This is a genomic window from Rhodococcus sp. P4_B6, assembly GCF_056402215.1.
Genome location: NZ_JBFUHV010000143.1, coordinates 1 through 18,954, shown reverse-complemented (window position 1 = coordinate 18,954; position 18,954 = coordinate 1). Strand labels below are relative to the sequence as shown.

The 18,954-nt window shown below is 65.9% G+C and carries 18 protein-coding genes; 3 read left to right on the top strand and 15 right to left on the bottom strand.

All coding sequences use genetic code 11. From position 1 onward, the window contains the following. Positions 1–12 precede the first annotated feature (12 nt). The 8 genes from AC1DWT_RS38980 to AC1DWT_RS38945 are packed head-to-tail and all read right to left on the bottom strand — an operon-like array spanning position 13 to position 7,032. Positions 13–951, bottom strand: a complete 939-nt coding sequence (locus AC1DWT_RS38980) for a DODA-type extradiol aromatic ring-opening family dioxygenase (protein ID WP_206015764.1) — start codon at positions 949–951, stop codon at positions 13–15. Positions 952–957: 6 nt separating this feature from the next. Further along, the gene (locus tag AC1DWT_RS38975) at positions 958–1,863 is read right to left on the bottom strand and encodes a fumarylacetoacetate hydrolase family protein (protein ID WP_206015763.1); all 906 of its coding nucleotides are present in this window, start codon (positions 1,861–1,863) and stop codon (positions 958–960) included. Between the two features lie 38 nt (positions 1,864–1,901). Beyond that, positions 1,902–2,603, bottom strand: a complete 702-nt coding sequence (locus AC1DWT_RS38970) for a 4-carboxy-4-hydroxy-2-oxoadipate aldolase/oxaloacetate decarboxylase (RefSeq protein WP_206015762.1) — start codon at positions 2,601–2,603, stop codon at positions 1,902–1,904. Next, a complete protein-coding gene (locus AC1DWT_RS38965; protein WP_206015761.1) occupies positions 2,600–3,310 on the bottom strand; it encodes a PIG-L deacetylase family protein in 711 nt (236 codons plus the stop codon). The genes AC1DWT_RS38970 and AC1DWT_RS38965 overlap by 4 nt, the downstream gene beginning before the upstream one ends. A 45-nt stretch (positions 3,311–3,355) precedes the next feature. Further along, positions 3,356–3,706 (bottom strand): ferredoxin, encoded by a 351-nt coding sequence (fdxA, locus tag AC1DWT_RS38960; protein ID WP_206015760.1) that lies wholly within the window; start codon positions 3,704–3,706, stop codon positions 3,356–3,358. Beyond that, positions 3,703–5,370, bottom strand: coding sequence for an FAD-dependent oxidoreductase (locus tag AC1DWT_RS38955; RefSeq protein WP_206015759.1), 1,668 nt, complete (start codon positions 5,368–5,370; stop codon positions 3,703–3,705). The genes fdxA and AC1DWT_RS38955 overlap by 4 nt, the downstream gene beginning before the upstream one ends. Beyond that, positions 5,367–5,801, bottom strand: coding sequence for a nuclear transport factor 2 family protein (locus AC1DWT_RS38950; protein ID WP_206015758.1), 435 nt, complete (start codon positions 5,799–5,801; stop codon positions 5,367–5,369). The genes AC1DWT_RS38955 and AC1DWT_RS38950 overlap by 4 nt, the downstream gene beginning before the upstream one ends. Next, positions 5,794–7,032 carry a Rieske 2Fe-2S domain-containing protein gene (locus AC1DWT_RS38945; RefSeq protein ID WP_206015757.1) on the bottom strand — a complete coding sequence of 413 codons (1,239 nt, stop codon included), beginning with the start codon at positions 7,030–7,032 and terminating at the stop codon, positions 5,794–5,796. The genes AC1DWT_RS38950 and AC1DWT_RS38945 overlap by 8 nt, the downstream gene beginning before the upstream one ends. A 194-nt stretch (positions 7,033–7,226) precedes the next feature. Here AC1DWT_RS38945 and AC1DWT_RS38940 point away from each other — a divergent pair, with 194 nt between their 5' ends. After that, on the top strand, positions 7,227–8,006 hold the full coding sequence (locus AC1DWT_RS38940; RefSeq protein ID WP_477924711.1) for an SDR family NAD(P)-dependent oxidoreductase: 780 nt from the start codon (positions 7,227–7,229) through the stop codon (positions 8,004–8,006). Positions 8,007–8,030: 24 nt separating this feature from the next. Here the strand turns inward: AC1DWT_RS38940 and AC1DWT_RS38935 are convergent, their stop codons facing one another. The 7 genes from AC1DWT_RS38935 to AC1DWT_RS38905 all read right to left on the bottom strand — a co-directional run bounded on the left by AC1DWT_RS38935 (position 8,031) and on the right by AC1DWT_RS38905 (position 16,088). Beyond that, positions 8,031–8,663 (bottom strand): TetR/AcrR family transcriptional regulator, encoded by a 633-nt coding sequence (locus AC1DWT_RS38935; RefSeq protein WP_206015755.1) that lies wholly within the window; start codon positions 8,661–8,663, stop codon positions 8,031–8,033. A gap of 35 nt (positions 8,664–8,698) precedes the next feature. Continuing rightward, positions 8,699–9,748: an LLM class flavin-dependent oxidoreductase gene (locus AC1DWT_RS38930; RefSeq protein WP_206015754.1), complete on the bottom strand. Its 1,050-nt coding sequence runs from the start codon at positions 9,746–9,748 to the stop codon at positions 8,699–8,701. A gap of 40 nt (positions 9,749–9,788) precedes the next feature. Then, complete coding sequence (locus AC1DWT_RS38925; protein ID WP_477924708.1) at positions 9,789–10,562, bottom strand: SDR family NAD(P)-dependent oxidoreductase; 774 nt, start codon at positions 10,560–10,562, stop codon at positions 9,789–9,791. Further along, complete coding sequence (locus AC1DWT_RS38920; protein WP_206015752.1) at positions 10,559–12,172, bottom strand: class I adenylate-forming enzyme family protein; 1,614 nt, start codon at positions 12,170–12,172, stop codon at positions 10,559–10,561. The genes AC1DWT_RS38925 and AC1DWT_RS38920 overlap by 4 nt, the downstream gene beginning before the upstream one ends. A gap of 20 nt (positions 12,173–12,192) precedes the next feature. Further along, positions 12,193–13,053 carry a 3-hydroxybutyryl-CoA dehydrogenase gene (locus AC1DWT_RS38915; protein ID WP_259376051.1) on the bottom strand — a complete coding sequence of 287 codons (861 nt, stop codon included), beginning with the start codon at positions 13,051–13,053 and terminating at the stop codon, positions 12,193–12,195. Positions 13,054–13,129: 76 nt separating this feature from the next. Further along, positions 13,130–14,212 carry a 2-oxoacid:ferredoxin oxidoreductase subunit beta gene (locus AC1DWT_RS38910; protein WP_206015751.1) on the bottom strand — a complete coding sequence of 361 codons (1,083 nt, stop codon included), beginning with the start codon at positions 14,210–14,212 and terminating at the stop codon, positions 13,130–13,132. A 1-nt stretch (position 14,213) separates the two neighbouring features. Further along, positions 14,214–16,088 (bottom strand): 2-oxoacid:acceptor oxidoreductase subunit alpha, encoded by a 1,875-nt coding sequence (locus AC1DWT_RS38905; RefSeq protein ID WP_477924706.1) that lies wholly within the window; start codon positions 16,086–16,088, stop codon positions 14,214–14,216. Between the two features lie 811 nt (positions 16,089–16,899). Here AC1DWT_RS38905 and AC1DWT_RS38900 point away from each other — a divergent pair. Together AC1DWT_RS38900 and AC1DWT_RS38895 are read left to right on the top strand one after the other, a co-directional pair. Beyond that, positions 16,900–18,177, top strand: a complete 1,278-nt coding sequence (locus tag AC1DWT_RS38900) for an amidohydrolase family protein (RefSeq protein ID WP_206015749.1) — start codon at positions 16,900–16,902, stop codon at positions 18,175–18,177. Between the two features lie 53 nt (positions 18,178–18,230). Beyond that, the coding region (locus AC1DWT_RS38895; protein ID WP_477924704.1) for a class II aldolase/adducin family protein at positions 18,231–18,954 on the top strand (724 nt) is incomplete at its 3' end.

The window sequence follows — 18,954 nt, the reverse complement described above, 5'->3', positions numbered from 1 at the left end:
GGGGTTATTGGTTCAGGCCGGAAGGGCCCATCGGGCGAAGCACATGCCGACGCCGTAACCGGATTCGGTGCGATACGCCGGTACGTAGTCGATGATCTCCGCCGGAGCCTGGGCGCAGGCGTCGGCGATGATCCAGTCGGTGATCTCCGCCGTCCCGTTGAGGCGCAGCGGCAGGCCGTGCTTCTCGTGCGCCAGGCGAAGTTCGTCGTCCTCGATCGTGCGCCAGGCCTCGAGGTCGCTCGATTGCATGGCAGCCAGCACCCGCGAGTCCAATTCCTCGTCCAGCACCAGGTGGCTCAGGCCGCCCGAGGCCAGCACCGCGACCCGCGCCGGCGACGGGTCGGCGTTGATCGCGGCGCGCAGCGCCTGGCCGAAGGCGACGCATCGGTGCACGCTCGGCACATTGGGCGGGTTCCACACATTGGTCACGACAGGCAGCAGTGCAAGCGTGGATTCCATGAGATCGAGAAACCTCATCGGCCACGTGATCGCGTGACCGATTCCATACTCATTCGAGGTCTCCGACGTGTGTGCAACATCGAACCCGTCGGAACACAGTTGCTCCAGGATGCCGAGGCCGAGGTCGCGGGCGATCGGCATGGAGACCCGGAACTGGTCGGGTCCCTCGTCTCGCCGGTTGGCGGCGCTGGCGTCGAGGTGGTCGGCGAGGAACATCTCGAACACCGGGGCGGAGCGCGGACCGAAGTTCTCACCCTGGTCACTGCCGACGATCAGCAGCACATCGGGTTCGACCGCCAGGATCGAGGCCCGCAGTTGCTTCATCGCGCTATCGAAGCGCGCCTGGTGCTCGTCCCAGTGGTCGCGTACGTTGCCCGCGAGACGATCCAGTGAGGGACGCGCGATGTTCGGCTCGAGCGCGGGCCAGTCGGAGACCGGTGCGATCAGCGCGGGGCTGTGCGAGGTCCCGAAAACGCCTACAAGATTTGCCATTTGTGTTCATGCTCCAAGTTCGATGACGCGGTTGTGCTGTCGACCGAGACCCGTGATCTCGCTCTGGAGAACGGATCCGGGGCGCAGCCACTCCTGGGGTGTCCTGGCCAGCCCGACCCCGGCCGGGGTTCCGGTGCTGATGACGTCGCCGGGTTCGAGTGTCAACGATCGGCTCAGGTCCGAAATCAGCGTGGCGACGTCGTGAATCATCAGGCTGGTTCGGGACCGTTGCTTTTCGACGCCGTCCACCCAGCACCTCAGCTCGAGGTCCTGGGGATCCGGGATCTCGTCGCGGGTGACGATGAACGGTCCGAACGGTGACGACCCCTCGATGCTCTTGCCCTTCCACCATTGGTTTCGGGAGAGCTGCACGTCTCGGGCGCTGACGTCGTTGAACACCGCGTACCCGAAGACGTGCCGAAGGGCATCCGCCGATCGGATATTGCGCCCGGCCCGGCCGATGATCACCGCCAGCTCGACTTCCCAGTCCAGCTGCGTGCTGACCCGGTCGTCGGACGGAACATCGTCGAAGGGCCCGCAGATGCTGCGGACGTCCTTGGTGAAGTACACCGGCGCGTCGGGCACGTCGATGTCGCCGACAACACGCTCCGACTCCTCGATGTGCTCGCGGTAGTTGACTCCGACGCAGATGACGTTTCGGGGAAGCCGACCCATCGGCGCAACGAGCCTCAGCTCGCCGACGTTGCCGACGACATGGTCCGCTCCGTCCTGCGCGCAGATCTGTCCGAGCATGTCGATCCCGTCGACGCCGAGTTCGACCCAGCCGGCCATCGTGAGCGGCAGGTCGCCGCTGCGCAGTTCCGCCAATCTGGTCACGTCGATGACCGAATCATCGGCGCCGACCACGCCGACGTGGGGCAGTCCTTCGGACAGGAAGGAACACAGACGCATGGGAAACCTCTCGGTTGGGACGAACGAACAGAAACGATCTACTGCGGCCCGGGCACCCGGTGGACGCCGAGTGTGCGCAGCTGATCACGTAACTCGGGTGAGAGACCCGGCCATCGGCCGGCGGTGATGTCCTCGAGCAGCACCGCCTCGCGGGAAACCCTGGCGCGGCCACGCTCGAGGACCTGCTCGGCCGATTCGAGAGGAACGACCACGACGCCGTCGTCGTCGGCGACGACCACATCACCCGGCCGCACGGATGTGCCGCCGGCGACGACCGGCGTGTTCACCCAGCCCGGGCCACCCTTGGTGGTGCCGGTGGCCGAGATCGTTTTCGCCCACACCGGCAGCGGCAGCCGGCGCAGCTCGCGGACATCGCGGACACCGGCGTCCACGACGAGCCCGGCTGCCCCGCGAGCAATGAGGATGTTGGCGATGATCTCGCCGACCATCCCGGCCGTCGACGGCGCCAGGTTGGCGACGACCAGAACGTCACCTTCCCGGCACAGGTCCAAGGCGGCCAACAGCATCAGGTTGTCACCGGGCTGGTTCAGGCACGTGACGGCGGGGCCGGCGACCCGGGACCCCGCCACCAGCGGCTTGATCGCCGGATCCATGAGCCCGCTGCGCCCCTGCGACTCGTGGACCGTCGCGACGCCGAGCTCGGCGAACTCCGCCGAGAGCGAGCCCGCGCGCCGGTCCACGTGGTCGAGGATGGACGGGCTGATCAGATGGTTACTCATCGGAACAGGTCCCCGGCCGCGGGCAGGAAGCTCTCGAATGCCTCCGCGTGAGTGACCTTCTTGTTCAGCAGCAGCCCGGCCATGATCGCCCGGTACCGGGCCCGCTGCTCGTAGACGTCGATCATGAACTCCTGCACCTGCGAGCAGCGCATCATCTCGAGCTTCTGCTCGGCGACGTCGCTGATGTCGATGTAGGTGTCCGGCTTGAAATCGCAGAACTCGGGGAATTCCGGTTCGTAGCCGTGGATCTGGCCGACAACGAAACGGGGGAGCTCCGGCAGGCGCCCGTGTGCGCGGGCCCAGATCGCCGCGTCCTCCACCACCTTCGCCGTCGCCACATGGTCCGGGTTGTTGGGATCCCTGCGACCGTGCGTGAGCACCACATCGGGCCGGAGTTCGCGGAGCAGCCGGACCACCTCCAGGCGGCGTTCTTCGTCGATCACCATCGGGTAGTCGCCCCAGTCATAGGTCCGCAGTTCGACGCCGGCAACCGCGGCGGCCTTTTCGGCCTCACCCCGGCGGACCGCTCGCACCCGCTCGGCCGTCTGGCCGGGCTCCGCCCACGCCGACGCGGACTCACCGCGCTCCCCCATCGACAGGCAGACGACGGTCACATCCGCCCCGGCCTTGACATATTTGAGGATTGTCCCGCCGGTGCGCCACACCCAGTCCATGCCGTGCGCGCTGACAACTGTCACTCTGGTCATCTTGTCTCTCCTTGCTTGTTGGATGGCTGCGGATTCGTGTCGCAGTTACGGGGTGGATCCGGTGGTGGGCATCGCGCGCACGTAGCTGCTGTCCGCGGCGATGGGCCCGATGGTTCGGGCGCCGCCCGGTGAGCCGATGGGTTGTTCGCGGCCGGGCAGCACGGTCTGGAAGAACTCGACCGCGTCGGCGACGAAGGGTTCGAAGTCCTCGTCCTTGTCCCGTTCGGAGGCGATCGCTTCCACCGGGCACGCCGGTTCGCAGGCACCGCAGTCGATGCATTCGGCGGGGTTGATGTACAGCTTGCGTTCGCCCTCGTAGATGCAGTCGACCGGACATTCCTGCAGGCAGGACCGATCCATCACATCCACGCACGGGGCACCGATGATGAAGGTCACGGCGTCACTCCTTGCTCCTGTGAGTGCGTCCCGGCCGCGGAGCGCGCCGCGAGGTGCCGGCCGGCGCCGTAGCCGAACGCCAGGGCCGGGCCGATCGTCGCGCCGGCCGCCCAATAGCCGTCATTCGACGGCGACGCGGCGCAGTTCCCCACCGCGTAGAGTCCGTCGACCGGGACGCCGCCCACCCCGAGCACCTGGCCGTCGACTGTGGTGCGCGGGCCGCCTTTGGTGTCGAGGGTCCCGAGCCCGACCAGGACGGCGTGGAACGGCCCGTCCGCGCTGAGCGGCGCCATCACCGGGTTCGGGCCGCCACCCGCACGCGGCTCACCGGTGAAGAACACCTCGATCGGCTCGGTGCCGCGGCCGTGCTCGGCGTCGACCCCGGCGCTCGCCGACATGTTGAACCGGGCGATGGTGGCGGCCAGGTTCGACCCGAAATCGCCGCTCAGCCGCGCACCGCCGGTGGCTGCACGCAGCGACCGCAGCCGCACCTCGAGGTTCGCCGACAGCTGCTCCCAGCTATCACCCGACACGAGGTGGGTGGTCGATTCGCCGGGCAGCGCCAGTGGGTAGGCGAACTGCTCCATCGAAAACAACTGCTGCGTCCGCTCGTCGAAGAGCAGCACCAACAGCTCGGGCGAGCCCGCGCCGATATGAACCTTGGCCCGGTCGCTGTAGAAGAGCTTCTCGTTGACGACGCGGTGACCGGCGAGATCCACGATCAGCGACGAATCGCCCGGGGCCACCCACATCCCCGCGCGGGTTTCTGTTGTGCCGGCGAGGGTGTGTTCGATGGCGACCTGGTCCCACCAGGCGCAGTCCATGTTGTGGAGGGGAATGTCGAGGGCCGCCAGGGGGTGCAAAGCGTCGCCGGTGTTGCCCCCGGCGGCGCAGCCGCCCCATACTCGCGCCGGTAGATGCCTCGATCTGTGCCCTGGGTGGTGGGTGAATCCGCCGACGGCGAGCACCACACCGAGCCGCGCCCGGACACGGAACTGCCGCCCGGTCTCGAGGTCGCGGACCACCGCACCGGCAACCCGTCCGTCCTCGACCACCAGATCCGTGAACGCGTGGCGGGTCGTGATCCGGACCCCCGAGCGTGTCGCGGCGGCCGTCAGTTGCGCAATGAGATCGCCACCGTTGCCCGGGCGGTTCTGCTCATCCGCGGGACACAGCGCACGGCCGTACACGCCCCCTTGCTCGGGCAGGCTCATGTGATAATCGGGGAAGCGTAGAGCCATCTCGATTGTCGAGCGGAGTGCACCGATGTCGTCCAGGAATTGCACGGCCTCGGAAGCGAGCCCGTAGTAGCCCGTGAGGAGGTCGTGCTCCCAAGTGGTCAGCCCGAGCAGGGGGTCCTCGGTCGAGTACCGGTCAGGGGCGCTCACTCGCGCCATGTAGGCCACGGCCCGGGCCTGCGGGTCGTCGATGCCGCGCTCACGCATCAGGTGGTTGTCGGGAACCCAGTAGACGCCGCCGGATTTCGCGGTGGTGCCGCCGACCGCCGCGGCCTTCTCGAACAGGTGTACCGTGCGTCCGGCGGCGGCGGCCGTCACCGCGGCTGCCAGCCCTGCTGCGCCGGAACCGAACACCACGACGTCGGCCGCTGTTTCCACCGAGTCGTCGATCGTGCAGCCCATGGTGCTGTGCGCGTCGGTGCTCATGGAGACACCTCCTCGCGGGCCCCGAGACGGGTGTCCAACTGAACCTGTCGGACCGCGAAGCGCCAACCGTTCGAGGTCCGGACCAGTCGATCCGAGTACCGGCCGGTCGCCAGAAGTGTTGGTCGTTCCTGGCTTTCGTACCGGCGGAACATCAGGAGGTTGCACCGCTGTTCGGCGTGATCGCCGTCGACGGTCACCTCGGGATCGAGGGTCATGTGCAGGATTCCCCAACCTCTGGACCGACAGAACTCCGACAACTGATCACGCCCGGTGTAGGTGACCTCCTGGTCGATGATCTCCAACCTGCCCGACTCCAGGAATGTTCCGGCCCAACCGGCAGCGTCGGACTTGTCGAAACAGCGGTTGTAGGTCGCCGTCAGCTCGCGGATCGCCTGCCAGTCGGCGAACTTGGTGCCTCCCGGGTCAGACATATCGAGCCTCGGATGTTGCGACGGCGCGCCAGTCATCGGTCGGCGCGAGGGTCATCGCCACGCCGGCCGAGTCGGGCCTTGCGAGCGGATCCTGGTGCCCGAAGACCTCCCCGCCCTGCTGGTGGGAGCGAACGGAATTGAGCAGCAGTCGGCGGGTCTTGACCACCGCGATGTCACTGGTGCCGAGCTTCTCCCGGGATCGGTCGACGATCGGGCCCTGACTCTCCTGGATCGCGACATCCTCGAGGACCAGGTTGGTGAACCCGGAGAAGTGTCCCTCGGACATGAGGGCGCGGTCTTGTCCCCAGTTGTCCTTGCCTCGTGTCAGGGCGGCGAAGTCGTCGGGCGCCACCGTCAGGTCGTGGTACCAGAAGTGGGTATCGGTGTCCTCGGTGAGCGGATGGTCATCGTTCCACCGGATGAACCACTGCCGGGAGTGTTCGTCGTCGATCGGTGTGCCGATGATCGCGATTCGGTCCTCGTCGCCGGTCGGGATGTAGGCCGTCCACGGCATGACGAATTCGGTCACCCGCACGTGCATCCGGTCCGCGCCCGCGTGCCGGATGGCGGCGAATCGGATGCCGTAGCCGGTCTCGTCGGATTCGTAGCGCGGCGCCGAGTCTTCCGCCGTCTCCCCCAGGCTGCCGCTGCTCTGACCCAACCAGGACTGGTGAAGGATCGACACGTGCGAGGAGTCCAGCGTGCCCTCGACCGCCTGCAGCCAGTTGCAATTCGTCTCCGCGGCCAGGGCTCGGACGTGGTCGGCCGGCACGTCGGCGAACGGGAACCGGGGGAAGGGCGGCGGATCGTCGTGCGATCCGAGATACACCCAGAGCACCCCGCCGGCCTCCCTCGAGGGGTACTTGCCGACCGCGATCTTGTCGGCCATGTCCGCCAGTCGCTCCGCGGGCTCGGACGGCACCTCCACGACCGTGCCCGAGACGTCGATCTTCCAGCCGTGATAGATGCACCGCAGCGCACAGTCTTCGTTTCGGGCCAGTGCCAGCGAGGCCCCGCGGTGCGGACACGCCTCATCCAGGAATCCCACTGTTCCGTCCGTGGCGCGGAAGGCCACGAAGTTCTCCCCGAACAGCCGGACCTTCACGGGGGCTCCGTCGGCGACCAGCCGCTCCGAGCGGACCGCGGGCGTCCAGTACTCGCGGAGGTACGCGCCCATCGGCGCTGCGTCCTCTACTCGGGTCAGGAGTTCATTGTCGTCATGCGACAGCATGCGGGTCCTCCACTCGTCCACGCCGCGATCCGGCGTGCTGAATCAGCCTCGTGACTAAGCACTTTCACGGATGTGATGGCTTCAACCAGGGGCCGAACTGTTATCCTGTCGATTGGAAGGGTAACGCGCTCTAGGGCCTAAATCAAGACCCGGATCACATCGACATCCAGCCATGTCTCGCACCCACCCCGCGGATGCGGGTCCATCACACACAGGAGGTAGCAATGCAGATTTCCGGAGCAGTAGCCGTGGTCACCGGCGCCGGCGCAGGGTTGGGCCGAGCCACCGCAGCGATGCTCTCGCAGCGTGGCGCTCGGGTTGCCGCGGTGGACCTGGYGGCGCCACCGGGCGCGCCGAGCGCGACGTGGCTACCACTCGCCGCGAACGTCGGCTCCGCCGACGAAGTCGACGCCGCGTTCGACACCGCGGTATCGACCTTTGGTCGGGTGGACATCGTCGTGCATTGCGCCGGCATTGCCGGCGGCTTCCGCCTGATCGGCAAGGACGGACCGGTCGATCCCGCTCGGTTCGCAGCGGTGATCGATGTGAACCTGATCGGCACATTTCACGTCTTGCGCGCGGCGGCATGGCGGATGAGCAGCAATCAGCGGCCGGGCGGGGAGAGTGGCGTGATCGTCACGACGGCGAGCATCGCCGCCTATGAGGGGCAACAGGGTCAGCTGGCCTATGCGGCGTCCAAATCAGGTGTCATCGGCATGACACTGCCGGCGGCGAGGGAACTGGCACAGTACGGAATCCGGTGCGCCACAATCGCACCCGGAGCGTTCGAGACCACGCTGACCACGGACCTGCCCGCAGCGTTGCAGGATCAGCTCACGTCGTCGGTCGCCTACCCGTCACGCCTGGGCAGGCCGGCCGAGTTCGCCGAGCTGGCGTGCGCGATCGTCGCCAACGAAATGCTCAACGGAGAGGTCATCCGCCTCGACGCCGGGGCCCGGCTGTCCAAGCGCTGATAGGTGACGGGGAAGGAGCGGGCGTCAGTTCGCCGCCCGCTCCTTCGCTCCGCCGGAAGCCCGCGGTCGAGTGCGTAGTCCTTCGAAGGTCATGTCGATGATCTTGTCGACCAGCGGCCGCAGCGGTCCGTGCTGGTCCTCGTTGTACCAGAATGCGCACCAGCTCATGCTGCCCATGAGTCCGTTCACCACCAGCTCCGGATCGGCCTTACGGAAGATGCGCTTGCGTGAGCACTGGGCCACAACATCTTCGAAGGTTCGCTGATACTCACGCACCACCGCGGGCTGATGACGACCGTTCGGCGAGGACGGTGATGTCCACAGCTGCATGAAGCCGACCAGCACCGGGGACGACACCCGCAGGGTGCAGTGCTCGGCATGGAAGTAGAGAAGCTCGCGGAGCCGCTGGTCCGGCGTGAGGTCGCTGCGCTCCGCGATCTTGGCGAGCTCCTGCTCCGCCACGTCGGTGAACCGCGCCTGGATCAGCTCGACCAGCTCCTCCTTGGAGGAGAAGTAGGTATTCAAACTGCCCTTCTTGATCCCGACCGCATCGGCAATGTCCTGCAGGCTGGTGCCGTCGATGCCCTTCTGGCGGATCAGTTCGATGGCGGCGTCGAGCACCTCGGCATGCCGCTCGGCGGAGCGCTTGGGTGGCATGGGCTTCCCTCCGGTGGGTCGGCGTGGCCCCGCGATCAATCCAGCCGCGGACCCTGACCCGCCGGGGTGCGCAGGTCGGGAACTATTACCCTACCGAACGTCTGAATGGCGTCGAGCACCGCGTCGTGCGGCATGTAGGGATGGTAGAGCCGGAAGCAGAGGTGGGAGTCGGTTCGGCCGGCGAAGCGCTGTTGGTAGGGCCGCAGGGCCGCCGTGACCTCGTCCGGGGTGCCGATGAGGTTGTACCGGCGCACGGCATCCTCGGACGAGAGGTTCGCGTCGGGCTCGACCGGTGCCCCGGCTTCCTCGGCGGCCCATCGGGCGTGCACGTCCTGGGTGTAGGTCATCCCTTTCCCGGCGATCTTCCAGCCGAGTTCCGGATCGTCGGCGATAAAGCCCGATCGCAGCTGACCGAACGAGAAGGACGTGCGCTTCTCCTCCGGCGCCGAGTCCAGCACCCGAGAGAACGACGACATGGCGGAATCGAAGGGCGCGGATACTCCGAAGAAGCCGTCGCCGAGGCGCCCGGCACGTTCGAGTGCCCGGGGTCCGGTGCCGCCGAGCCAGATCGGCGGACCGCCGGGCGTGAACGGCTCCGGCCTGACGACAGCGCTGTCGATCTGGTGCACCCGACCGTCGAATCCGAATCGCTCGCCCTGCCAGGCGAGCCGGAGAATCTGGGCCGTTTCCTCCAGTGCCTTGCCGCGGGTGGCCATGTCGGCGCCGAAGGCCCGGAACTCGGTGCGCCGCCATCCCGTTCCCATGCCGAGAATGAAGCGGCCCCCCGACAGCTGGTCGAGGACCGCGACGTCCTCGGCCAGCCGGAGCGGGTTGTGGAAAGGAGCCAGCAGGACCGCGGTTCCCACCGTCAGCCGTGTCGTCGAGGCGAGGATCGCCGCCGCGATCGGCAGCAGCGACGGCAGGTAGCCATCAGCGGCCCCGTGGTGCTCGCTCAACCAGATCGAGTCGAGGCCGACTTCTTCGGCCAGTTTCGCCTGTTCGATGATCCGGGCGTACTCATCATGGAAGCTGATGTCCTCATCCGGCGGCACCTGCCCGGTATACAGTCCGAGTCCATATTGCATTGCGCTTACCTCCGCTGTTCTAATACCACTGTCACACAGCTCATTTTGATGGGGGTAGGGTGACCCAGCCGCCGCCGTGGACCACGACTTCTGCACCGCTCACGTAGGAGGCGTCCTCCGAACAGAGGAACGCGACCACGGCGGCGACCTCGTCGGGTTCTCMCCCGCGGCGCGCCGCAATTGCCGCGATGTTGGCCTCGAGCACCGCCGGATCGACGTCACCGACGATGTCCGTGAGGATCGTTCCGGGCAGCACCGCGTTGGAGGTGATGCCCCGCCGAGACACCTCGAACGCCAAGCTCTTCGACATGGCCAGCAGCGCGGCCTTCGAGGCGCCGTATCCCGTGTCGCCCGGGCCGCCGGTGGCTCCCAGTACCGAGCTGATGAAGACCACACGCCCCCAATTGGCGTCGTACATGGACGGCAGGGCCGCCCGGGTGACCGACCAGGCGCCACGGACGTTCGTGGACAGCATCTGATCGAACTCGTCCGGGGTCTGTGTGATCATCGCCCGGGAATGTTGGACCCCGGCGTTGTTGACCACGACCAGCGGCGGGCCCAATCGGCGGTCGGTTTCGCGGACGAGGTCCTCCCCCGCGCCCTCCTCCGAGATATCCGCCTGAATTGCGGCGGCTCGGCCCCCGTTCGCGATGATCTGCTTCACGATCGCCTCGGCGTCGGGCTTCGACCTGGCGAAGTTCACCGCGACGCGGTATCCCTGTGCGGCCAGGCGCAGCGCCGAGGCGGCTCCGATTCCGCGGGAGGCACCCGTGACGAGCGCGACCCGTTCTGGCCCCTTGTTCGAGCTGGTCATGACACATCCCTTTCGTGCGCTGCCCAGTGCGGACGACGCAAAGCCAATTTGTCGATCTTGCCGGGCCCGGTGCGAGGCAGCTGGGTGTGGAATTCATACGAGCGGGGGATCTTGTAGCCGGCGATCAGCTCGCGGCAGTGCCGGTCGAGGTCGGCCTCGGTCGCGGTCGCTCCCCGGCGGAGCACGACGGCGGCGTGTACCTGCTCACCCCATTGTGGTGACGGGACGGCGATGACCGCGGCCTCGACGACGTCCCGGTGGCGGTCGAGCGCTGCTTCGACCTCGGCGGCGTAGACGTTCTCGCCGCCGCTGATGATGGCGTCCCCCGCCCGGCCGACGATGTAGAGGTAGAAGTCCTCGTCGCGGTACGCCAGGTCCCCCGACCAATACCAGCCGTCCCGGAACCGTTCCCTGGTGACCTCGGGCTGCCGCCAGTAACCGACGGCGAAGTTCGGTCCGCGGCCGACGATCTCGCCGATCTCCCCGACCGCGCAGTCGGTGCCGTCCGGCCGGACCACCCGCACCTCGACGCCCACGACCGGCCGGCCGGCCGAACGCAGGACCTCGGCGCCGAGCAGGCGGTCTTCATTCGGCAGGAAGCTCAGAATCGGTCCCGCCTCCGTCATGCCATACGACTGGGTGAACGAGCACCCCAGCCGCGCCATGGCGCGGTCGAGGAGCGCGGGCGAAATGGGCGCGCCCCCGTGCACCACGAGCCGCAGCGACGAGAGGTCGGGGACTCGGTCCATCCTGTCGAGATACTCGAGCAGCAGGGTGAGCATCGTCGGTACCAGGAAGGTGCAGGTGACCCGTTCGGTCTCGATGGCGCCCACCACGGACTCCGGATCGAAACGGGGAATCACCACATGCCGTCCCCCGGCCCAGGTCATCGGGTAGGTCGACATCCCGTCGCCGAGGTGGAACATCGGCGAGCAGTGCAGATAGACGTCGTCGACCGCGTAACCGAGCCCGGCGATCATGTGCAGTGCGTTCGCGGCGAGGTTGCCGTGGGTGAGCATGGCACCCTTGGCGCGTCCGGTCGTGCCGCCGGTATAGAAGATCGCGGCCAGATCGGTCGAGCTCGGCTCCGCATCGCGGTCCGCGACGGTTTCGTCGGCCGGGTGCGCGAGCAGCTCCTCGAAACCGATCGCACCGGTTCCGGCGGACCGGGCAAGCGCTTCCGCGCGGGCCTGATGCGCCTCGTCGGCGACCAGGACAGCCGGCTCGCAGTCCTGCACCACCTTCAGCAGTTCCGCATCCGCCAGCCGCGCATTGAGCGGGACCAGGACGTACCCGGCGGCGGGCACCCCGAAATAGGCGGCCAGATACGCCGCGCTGTTGGCCCCGAGGATCGCGATCCGGTCGCCCCGCCCCGCCCCGCGCCGCGCCAATCCCGACGCCAGGCGATCGCACCAGGACAGCAGCTCGGGGTAACTGAGCCGGGTGTCGCCGTCGACCACCGAGACCGAGGCGCCGTGCAGCCCCGCCGCTCGGCGCAACGACCACATCAGGTTGGGGGCCACCGTGACCGCGGCACCGGCCGCAGTCGAATCGGACAGCGACCACCGCACGTTCGGCGCCACACTCAGCGGCGGAGTGTTCTCGGGCATGGGCGTTCCTTCGGGTCCGGTCATTGCGCGTAGGTGAAGAAGCCGCGTCCGGTCTTTTCGCCGAGGAGCCCGGACTCGACCATGCGCAGCAGCAGCGGCGGCGGCGCGAATTGGGGGTCCCGGAACTCCTCATACATCGAGTTCGACGCCGCCAGCAGGATGTCGAGGCCGACGAAGTCGGCGAGTGACAAGGGACCGACGGGGTGGGCGCAACCCTCCACCATGCCCTGGTCGATATCCGCGGCCGAGGCGAAGCCTGCCTCGAGCATCCGCACGGCGGAGAGCAGATATGGCGTCAGCAGCGCGTTGACGACGAACCCTGCCCGGTCCTGGGAACGGATCACCAGCTTGCGCAGGTCATCGGTGGCAAAACGCTCGATACGATCGATCGTCGCGGCGTCCGTATGCAGCGTGGGTACCAGCTCGACGAGGCGCAGCGCGGGCACCGGATTGAAGAAGTGCAACCCGACGACACGTTCGGGGCGCGTGGTCGCCGCCGCCAACTTGGTGATCGAGATGGAGGACGTGTTGGAGGCGAGGACGGCGGTGGGACCGGTCACCACCTTGTCGAGCGCGGCGAACAATTCGCGCTTGACGGTCTCGTCCTCGACGATGGCCTCGATGACCAGTTCGCGGTCTGCGAGTTCCTCGAGCGTGCCCGTGAAGCGGAGCCGGGACAGCGCCCCGGTGCAGTCGGTGTCGGTGATCTTGCCGCCCGCCACCGCGCGGCGGAGCGAGCTCTCGGTTCGTGCGCGTGCCGCCGCTGCCTTGTCGGAATCTGCCTCGCAGATCACAACGTCGGCCCCTGCGAGCGCGCAGACGCGTGCGATGCCTGTTCCCATGAGGCCGCCACCGACGACGCCTACCTGATCGATGATCAATTCTTGCTCCCTAGTTAGTGCTGACAGATATCTGATTCACCCGAAGGTCGATCACAATGACCTTCAGGCCGGCGACCTAGTCGTGCGGCGGACCCACCAGCCACGTGTCGTGTCCGGCGATGACCGTGGACAGATCGGGTGCGCGGCCGTCGGCGCGTGCATCGACGATCTGTTTGTTGACCAGATCGTCGTAGGCGGGACGGGCCACATCCCGGAAGATGCCGAGCGGCGTGACGCCGTCGGGTCGGTCGCCGAGACGCGAGAGCATGAAGGCCATCGACGAATCGTTTTCGTGGACATCGTGAACCAGCACCGAGCCGGAATCCACGTCATCGAGTGCCACGATTTCCAGTCCGCCGCGGGGGCCGGCTCGCAGGCCCTTTCTGGTCGTTGTCCCGAACAGCATCGGTTCGCCGTGCTGCAGCCGGACGGTGGTCTCACCCCTGGTGTCGGGATTCTTCAGCGGGTCGAAGGCGCCGTCGTTGAAGATGTTGCAGTTCTGCAAGATCTCGACCAGCGCCGTTCCCCGGTGCTGCGCGGCGGCCCGCAGGACACCGGTGAGATGGGTGCGGTCGGAGTCGAGTGTGCGCGCGACGAAGGTCGCCTCCGCTCCCAACGCCAGCGAGATCGGGTTGAGCGGCCGGTCCACCGACCCGACCGGCGTCGACTTGGTGACCTTGCCCGCCTCGCTCGTCGGCGAGTACTGGCCCTTGGTCAGGCCGTAAATCTGGTTGTTGAACAGCAGAATCTTCAGATTCACGTTCCGCCGAAGTGTGTGGATCAGGTGGTTTCCACCGATGGACAGGGCATCGCCGTCACCGGTGACGACCCACACGGACAGATCAGGACGTGACATCGCCAGGCCAGTCGCGATGGCGGGGGCGCGACCATGAATGGAGTGCATGCCGTAGGTGTTGAGGTAGTAGGGGAACCTCGACGAGCAACCGATCCCCGAGATGAAGACCATGTTCTCGCGGGCCAGCCCGAGCTCCGGCAGTAATCCCTGAACAGCCGCCAGAATCGCGTAATCCCCGCACCCGGGACACCACCGCGCCTCCTGGTCGGTCTGGAAGTCCTCCGCCGTCAGAGCACCGGAGACAGCGGGGACCGGGGTCGCCTCCGACATCGGCATTTCGTGGGTGATGAGGTTGTCGAACATCTCAGATCAGCTCCTCGATCTGCGCGGCGAGTTCCGCCGAGGTGAACGGCAGGCCGCGGACGCGGTTGTATCCGACGGTGTGGACGTCGAAGAAGGCCTTGAGCAGCATGCGAAGCTGACCGAGATTGAGTTCCGGGACGAGCACCGTGCGGTACCGGCCCAGGACCTCTGCGGTGTTGGCCGGGAAAGGATTCAGGTGACGCAGGTGGGCCTGCGCGACATCTCCGCCGCGTCCGCGAACATCACGCACGGCCGAGCAGATCGCACCGTGGGTCGATCCCCAACCGAGCACGAGGACCTCCGCCCGATCACCCGGGTCATCAACCTCGAGGGGTGGCACATCGGCCGCGATGCCCGCGATCTTGGCCGCCCGGACCCGCACCATCGCCTCGTGGTTGTCCGGGTCCGAGGAGATGGTTCCCCGGCCGTCGAGCTTCTCCAGCCCGCCGATGCGGTGCTCGAGACCGGGTGTCCCCGGCACGGTCCACGGCCTCGCCAGCGTCTGCGGGTCCCTGAGATACGGCCAGAACTGGCCGTCGCGATTCGGCTCGGTCGTAAATCGAACCCCGATGTCGGGAAGCTGGTCCAGGTCGGGCAACCGCCACGGCTCCGAGCCGTTCGCCAGGTGTGCATCCGACAGCAGCACAACCGGCGTGCGGTATTTGGTCGCGATCCGGACGGCCTCGTACGCCATGTCGAAGCAGTCCGAGGGTGAGCGGGGCGCGAGAATCGGGACGGGTGATTCGCCGTTGCGGCCGAACATCGCCTGCAACAGGTCCGCCTGCTCGGTCTTCGTCGGCATCCCGGTCGACGGCCCTGCCCGCTGTACGTTGCACACCACCAGCGGCAGTTCCAGCGCGATCGCCAGGCCGAGCGCCTCGGCCTTGAGGGACATGCCGGGACCGCTCGTGGAGGTCACCCCGAGATGCCCACCGAACGAGGCGCCGATCGCCGCCGCGATGCCGRCGATCTCGTCCTCGGCCTGGAAGGTGCGCACCCCGTGGTCCTTGTGGCGGGCGAGTTCGTGCAACAGGTCGGATGCCGGCGTGATGGGATAGGCCCCCAGGAACAGCGGAATACCCGCCTTCTGAGTTCCCGCGAGAAGCCCGTAACAGAGTGCCAGATTCCCAGAGACGTTGCGGTAGAGACCATCCAGCATGCGCGCGGGACGCACCTCGTATCGAGTCGCGAACGTCTCAGTCGTGTCACCGAATCCATACCCCGCCTGGAACGCAGCGATGTTGGCGTCGGCGATCTCCGCGCGCTTGCCGAACCTGCGGCGCAAGTACTCGACGGTCGAGTCGGTAGGGCGGTCGTACATCCAGCAGAGCAGGCCGAGCGCGAACATGTTCTTCGCTCGTGCGGCCTCCTTCGTGCTGATCGGGAAGTCGCGGAGTGCTTCGATGGTGATCGACGTCAGCGGAACGGCGTGCAGGCGATACCCGTCCAACGAGCCGTCTTCGAGCGGGTTGGTTTCGTATCCGAGCCGTTTGAGGCTTCGCCGCCTGAACTGGTCGCTGTCGACGATGATCTCAGCCCCGGCCTCGAGGTCTCCGATATTCGCCTTCAACGCCGCCGGATTCATAGCGACCAGGACATCCGGTGTATCCCCGGCCGTATCGATGCCGTGGTCCGCGAACTGCAACTGGAACGACGACACCCCGGCGAGGGTTCCCGCAGGTGCCCGAATTTCGGCAGGGAAGTCCCGCAGGGTAGACAGATCGTTCCCGAAGAAGGCCGTCTCCCCCGTGAATCTGTCACCGATCAGCTGGATACCGTCGCCGGAGTCACCGGCGAACCGGATGATCACATTCGATAGTTGCTTGGTGCCAACGGAACCGAAGCCCATGGGGGTCACCACTCCTCGCGTACGCATTCAAACCATGCGCCGTGCGGCGCAACTGCCTCGGTCCTAGGTTCCGATCACCGAACCGACCTCAGATTGCAGAATCTATTACCTTCCGATCGTAAGGTCAATAGCTTCGTGCCATGACCCGCGCCGACGCCGCCTCCTGTCGCAGCGGACGCCCCTCACCTGTTCAGCAACGCACCATCCCCACGAGACGCCCCGCTATGCACGCAGCGCAGCTCCTTTGCTCCACGACCCGGTTGGTGACACCACAGCGCCCGTTGGCTGATCGTGCAGATTTCAGTGATAAGACAGCCCGAAGCGCCAACCCTGACCCTGCGGCCCACGTCAACGGGTGCACATCCCGAACAAGTACCCACGACGACTGGGTACAACTTGGACGCGTCACGTCTCGTCGCAGTGTTGGATGCACCACCGAAGCGGACCGGTTTCAGTTCTGAATGAGACCTTCCCGGACTGACATGATCCCTTGCCCGGACCGGGCGCGTCGCCCCGAGGTGCGCGACCTGAGTCACCGAATTCTTGCAGCGCGGTCGGTGCCGAGATTCGCCCGGAATCGGAGTGACCGTGTTGCGGTGGGGGTAAGTTGCCGCGGACCTTCTCCGACTCGGGGGTGTCCGACTGGAATGCTGGGCTCCTGCGTGTCGAATCTTGCCGTAGCCCGAATGTCCTCGTGAACAACAGAATCCGTTGACAGCCTGATGACGGTCGTATACCTTCCAATCGTTAGGGCAACGTGATGGGGTTCACACACTCCGTACCGCCCAAGCGAATGAGAAAACTGGTCCGAAGCATCTCCGAGCGAAATGTCGATCGAATGGAGTCAGTAATGGCGCTTGATATCCACAACCCGGATGTCGAAAGTCAGGGAAGAGGGCTCGTTCGGTCAGAGCCGACATTTCTACCAGACCCCGACCCTCGGGAATTATGGTGCCCTCTCATCTCAGTGGACGATCATGTTCTCGAGCCCGCAGATATCTTCACCAGTCGTACAAGCTCGCGGTATCGCGACCTTGTACCAGCAGTTGTCCCCGACCAGGATGGCATCCCGTATTGGCACATTGATGAGGACCGAATCCCCATGCGCCTCACAATGTGCGGGGCAGTCGGTCGGCCCATCGAAGAATGGAGCCTGGCGCCTCAAAAGTACGAAGACTTCCGGCCCGGTGTGTGGGACGTCCATTCGCGAGTCAGGGATATGGACCTCAACGGGGTATACGCATCTCTCAACTTTCCATCCTTCGTCTGGGGATTTGCCGGCAAACGGTTGAGCGGAATGCGTGATCGCGAGGTCGGTCTCGCCTCCGTTCGGGCCTACAACGACTGGATGCTCGAGGAATGGTGCGGCGCGTATCCCGACAGATTCATCTCATGTCAATTGCCGTGGCTCCTTGACCCTGAGGTGGCCGCACTGGAGATCAAGAACAACAAGGACCGCGGTTTCCAGTCAGTAACATTCTCGGAGAACCCCGAGGGATTGGGGCTCCCGTCTCTCTACTCCGAGTACTGGGACCCCTTCTTTCGCGCATGCGAAGAGACCGAGACCGTAGTCAATTTGCACGTGGGGTCCTCGGGATCGATCTGCCAACCGAGTGCGGCATCGCCTGCGGATGTCACAGTCGCACTCTTCCCGTTGAACGCCATACAGGCAGTAGTTGATTGGATCTTCTCCCGGATCCCACTGCGTTTTCCGAAGCTGAAGATCGTACTGTCCGAATCCGGCGTCTCCTGGGTGCCGATGATCATCGAGCGACTCACGCGTTCGTACAGGCAGGCGGCCAGCTCGGAGACATGGAGCACGTCAGACCCGGACCCGGTCGACATCCTGCGACGAAACTTCTGGTTTACGTCGATCGAAGATCCAGCGGCATTCCGGATGCTCGACATCATCGGCGCCGAGAAAGTCATGGTCGAGACCGACTACCCGCATGCCGACTCCTCGTGGCCTGATTCGCAAGAACTCTTCAGTCGAGACATGAAATCACTACCCCGCGACACGATCGAGAAGCTCTGTTTCCGGAATGCGAGTGCTCTCTACCAACACCCGCTTCCCCCCTCGGCGCTAATCGATTCATCGCTCATATCCCGATATTAACCTTCATCAAGGCCATCTACGACGCCGATCACCTCCCCCTGGAGTAGCCGATAATGCATACTCTTGACCTGCCAACTCCGCCCACATTCCTTTCACCCGATGAGGAGAGAAATCATAGGAAGATTCGCCTGGCCGCAGCCTTCAGGATTTTCAGTAGGTTCGGCCTCGACGACGGAGTTACCGGGCATATCACCGCCCGCGACCCCGAATACCTCGACCACCTTTGGGTCAACCCCTGGGGTATGCCCTTCAGCCAGATCCGCGCATCAGACCTATGTCTAATCGATGCGGCCGGAAAGTTGGTCGAGGGCACAGGTCCCGTCAATCCAGCAGCAATCACGATACATTCCAGTGTGCACGATGCCAGACCCGATGTCGTCGGCGTCGCGCACAGCCACTCTCTGCACGGAAAGACGTGGTCCGCGTTCGGTCGAAAGTTGGATCCGATCACCCAGGATGCATGCGCCTTCTACGAGAGGCACTCCGTCTTCGAGCAGTACAACGGCGTCGCGCTCGATGACGGCGAAGGTCGCTCCCTCGCAGCGAATTTGGGTACGAATCGCGCCGCGATCCTCAAGAACCATGGCATCCTGACGGTCGGCGCAACGGTCGACGAGGCCGCGTGGTGGTTCATCGCACTCGAACGCTCGTGCCAGGCACAGCTTCTCGCCCTCGCCGCCGGGCAACCGGACTCCATTCCCGCGGAGACCGCTCGAGAGGTAGCCGCACTCTACGATCAGCGCGCTGGATGGTTCAATTTTCAGCCCATATTCGCAC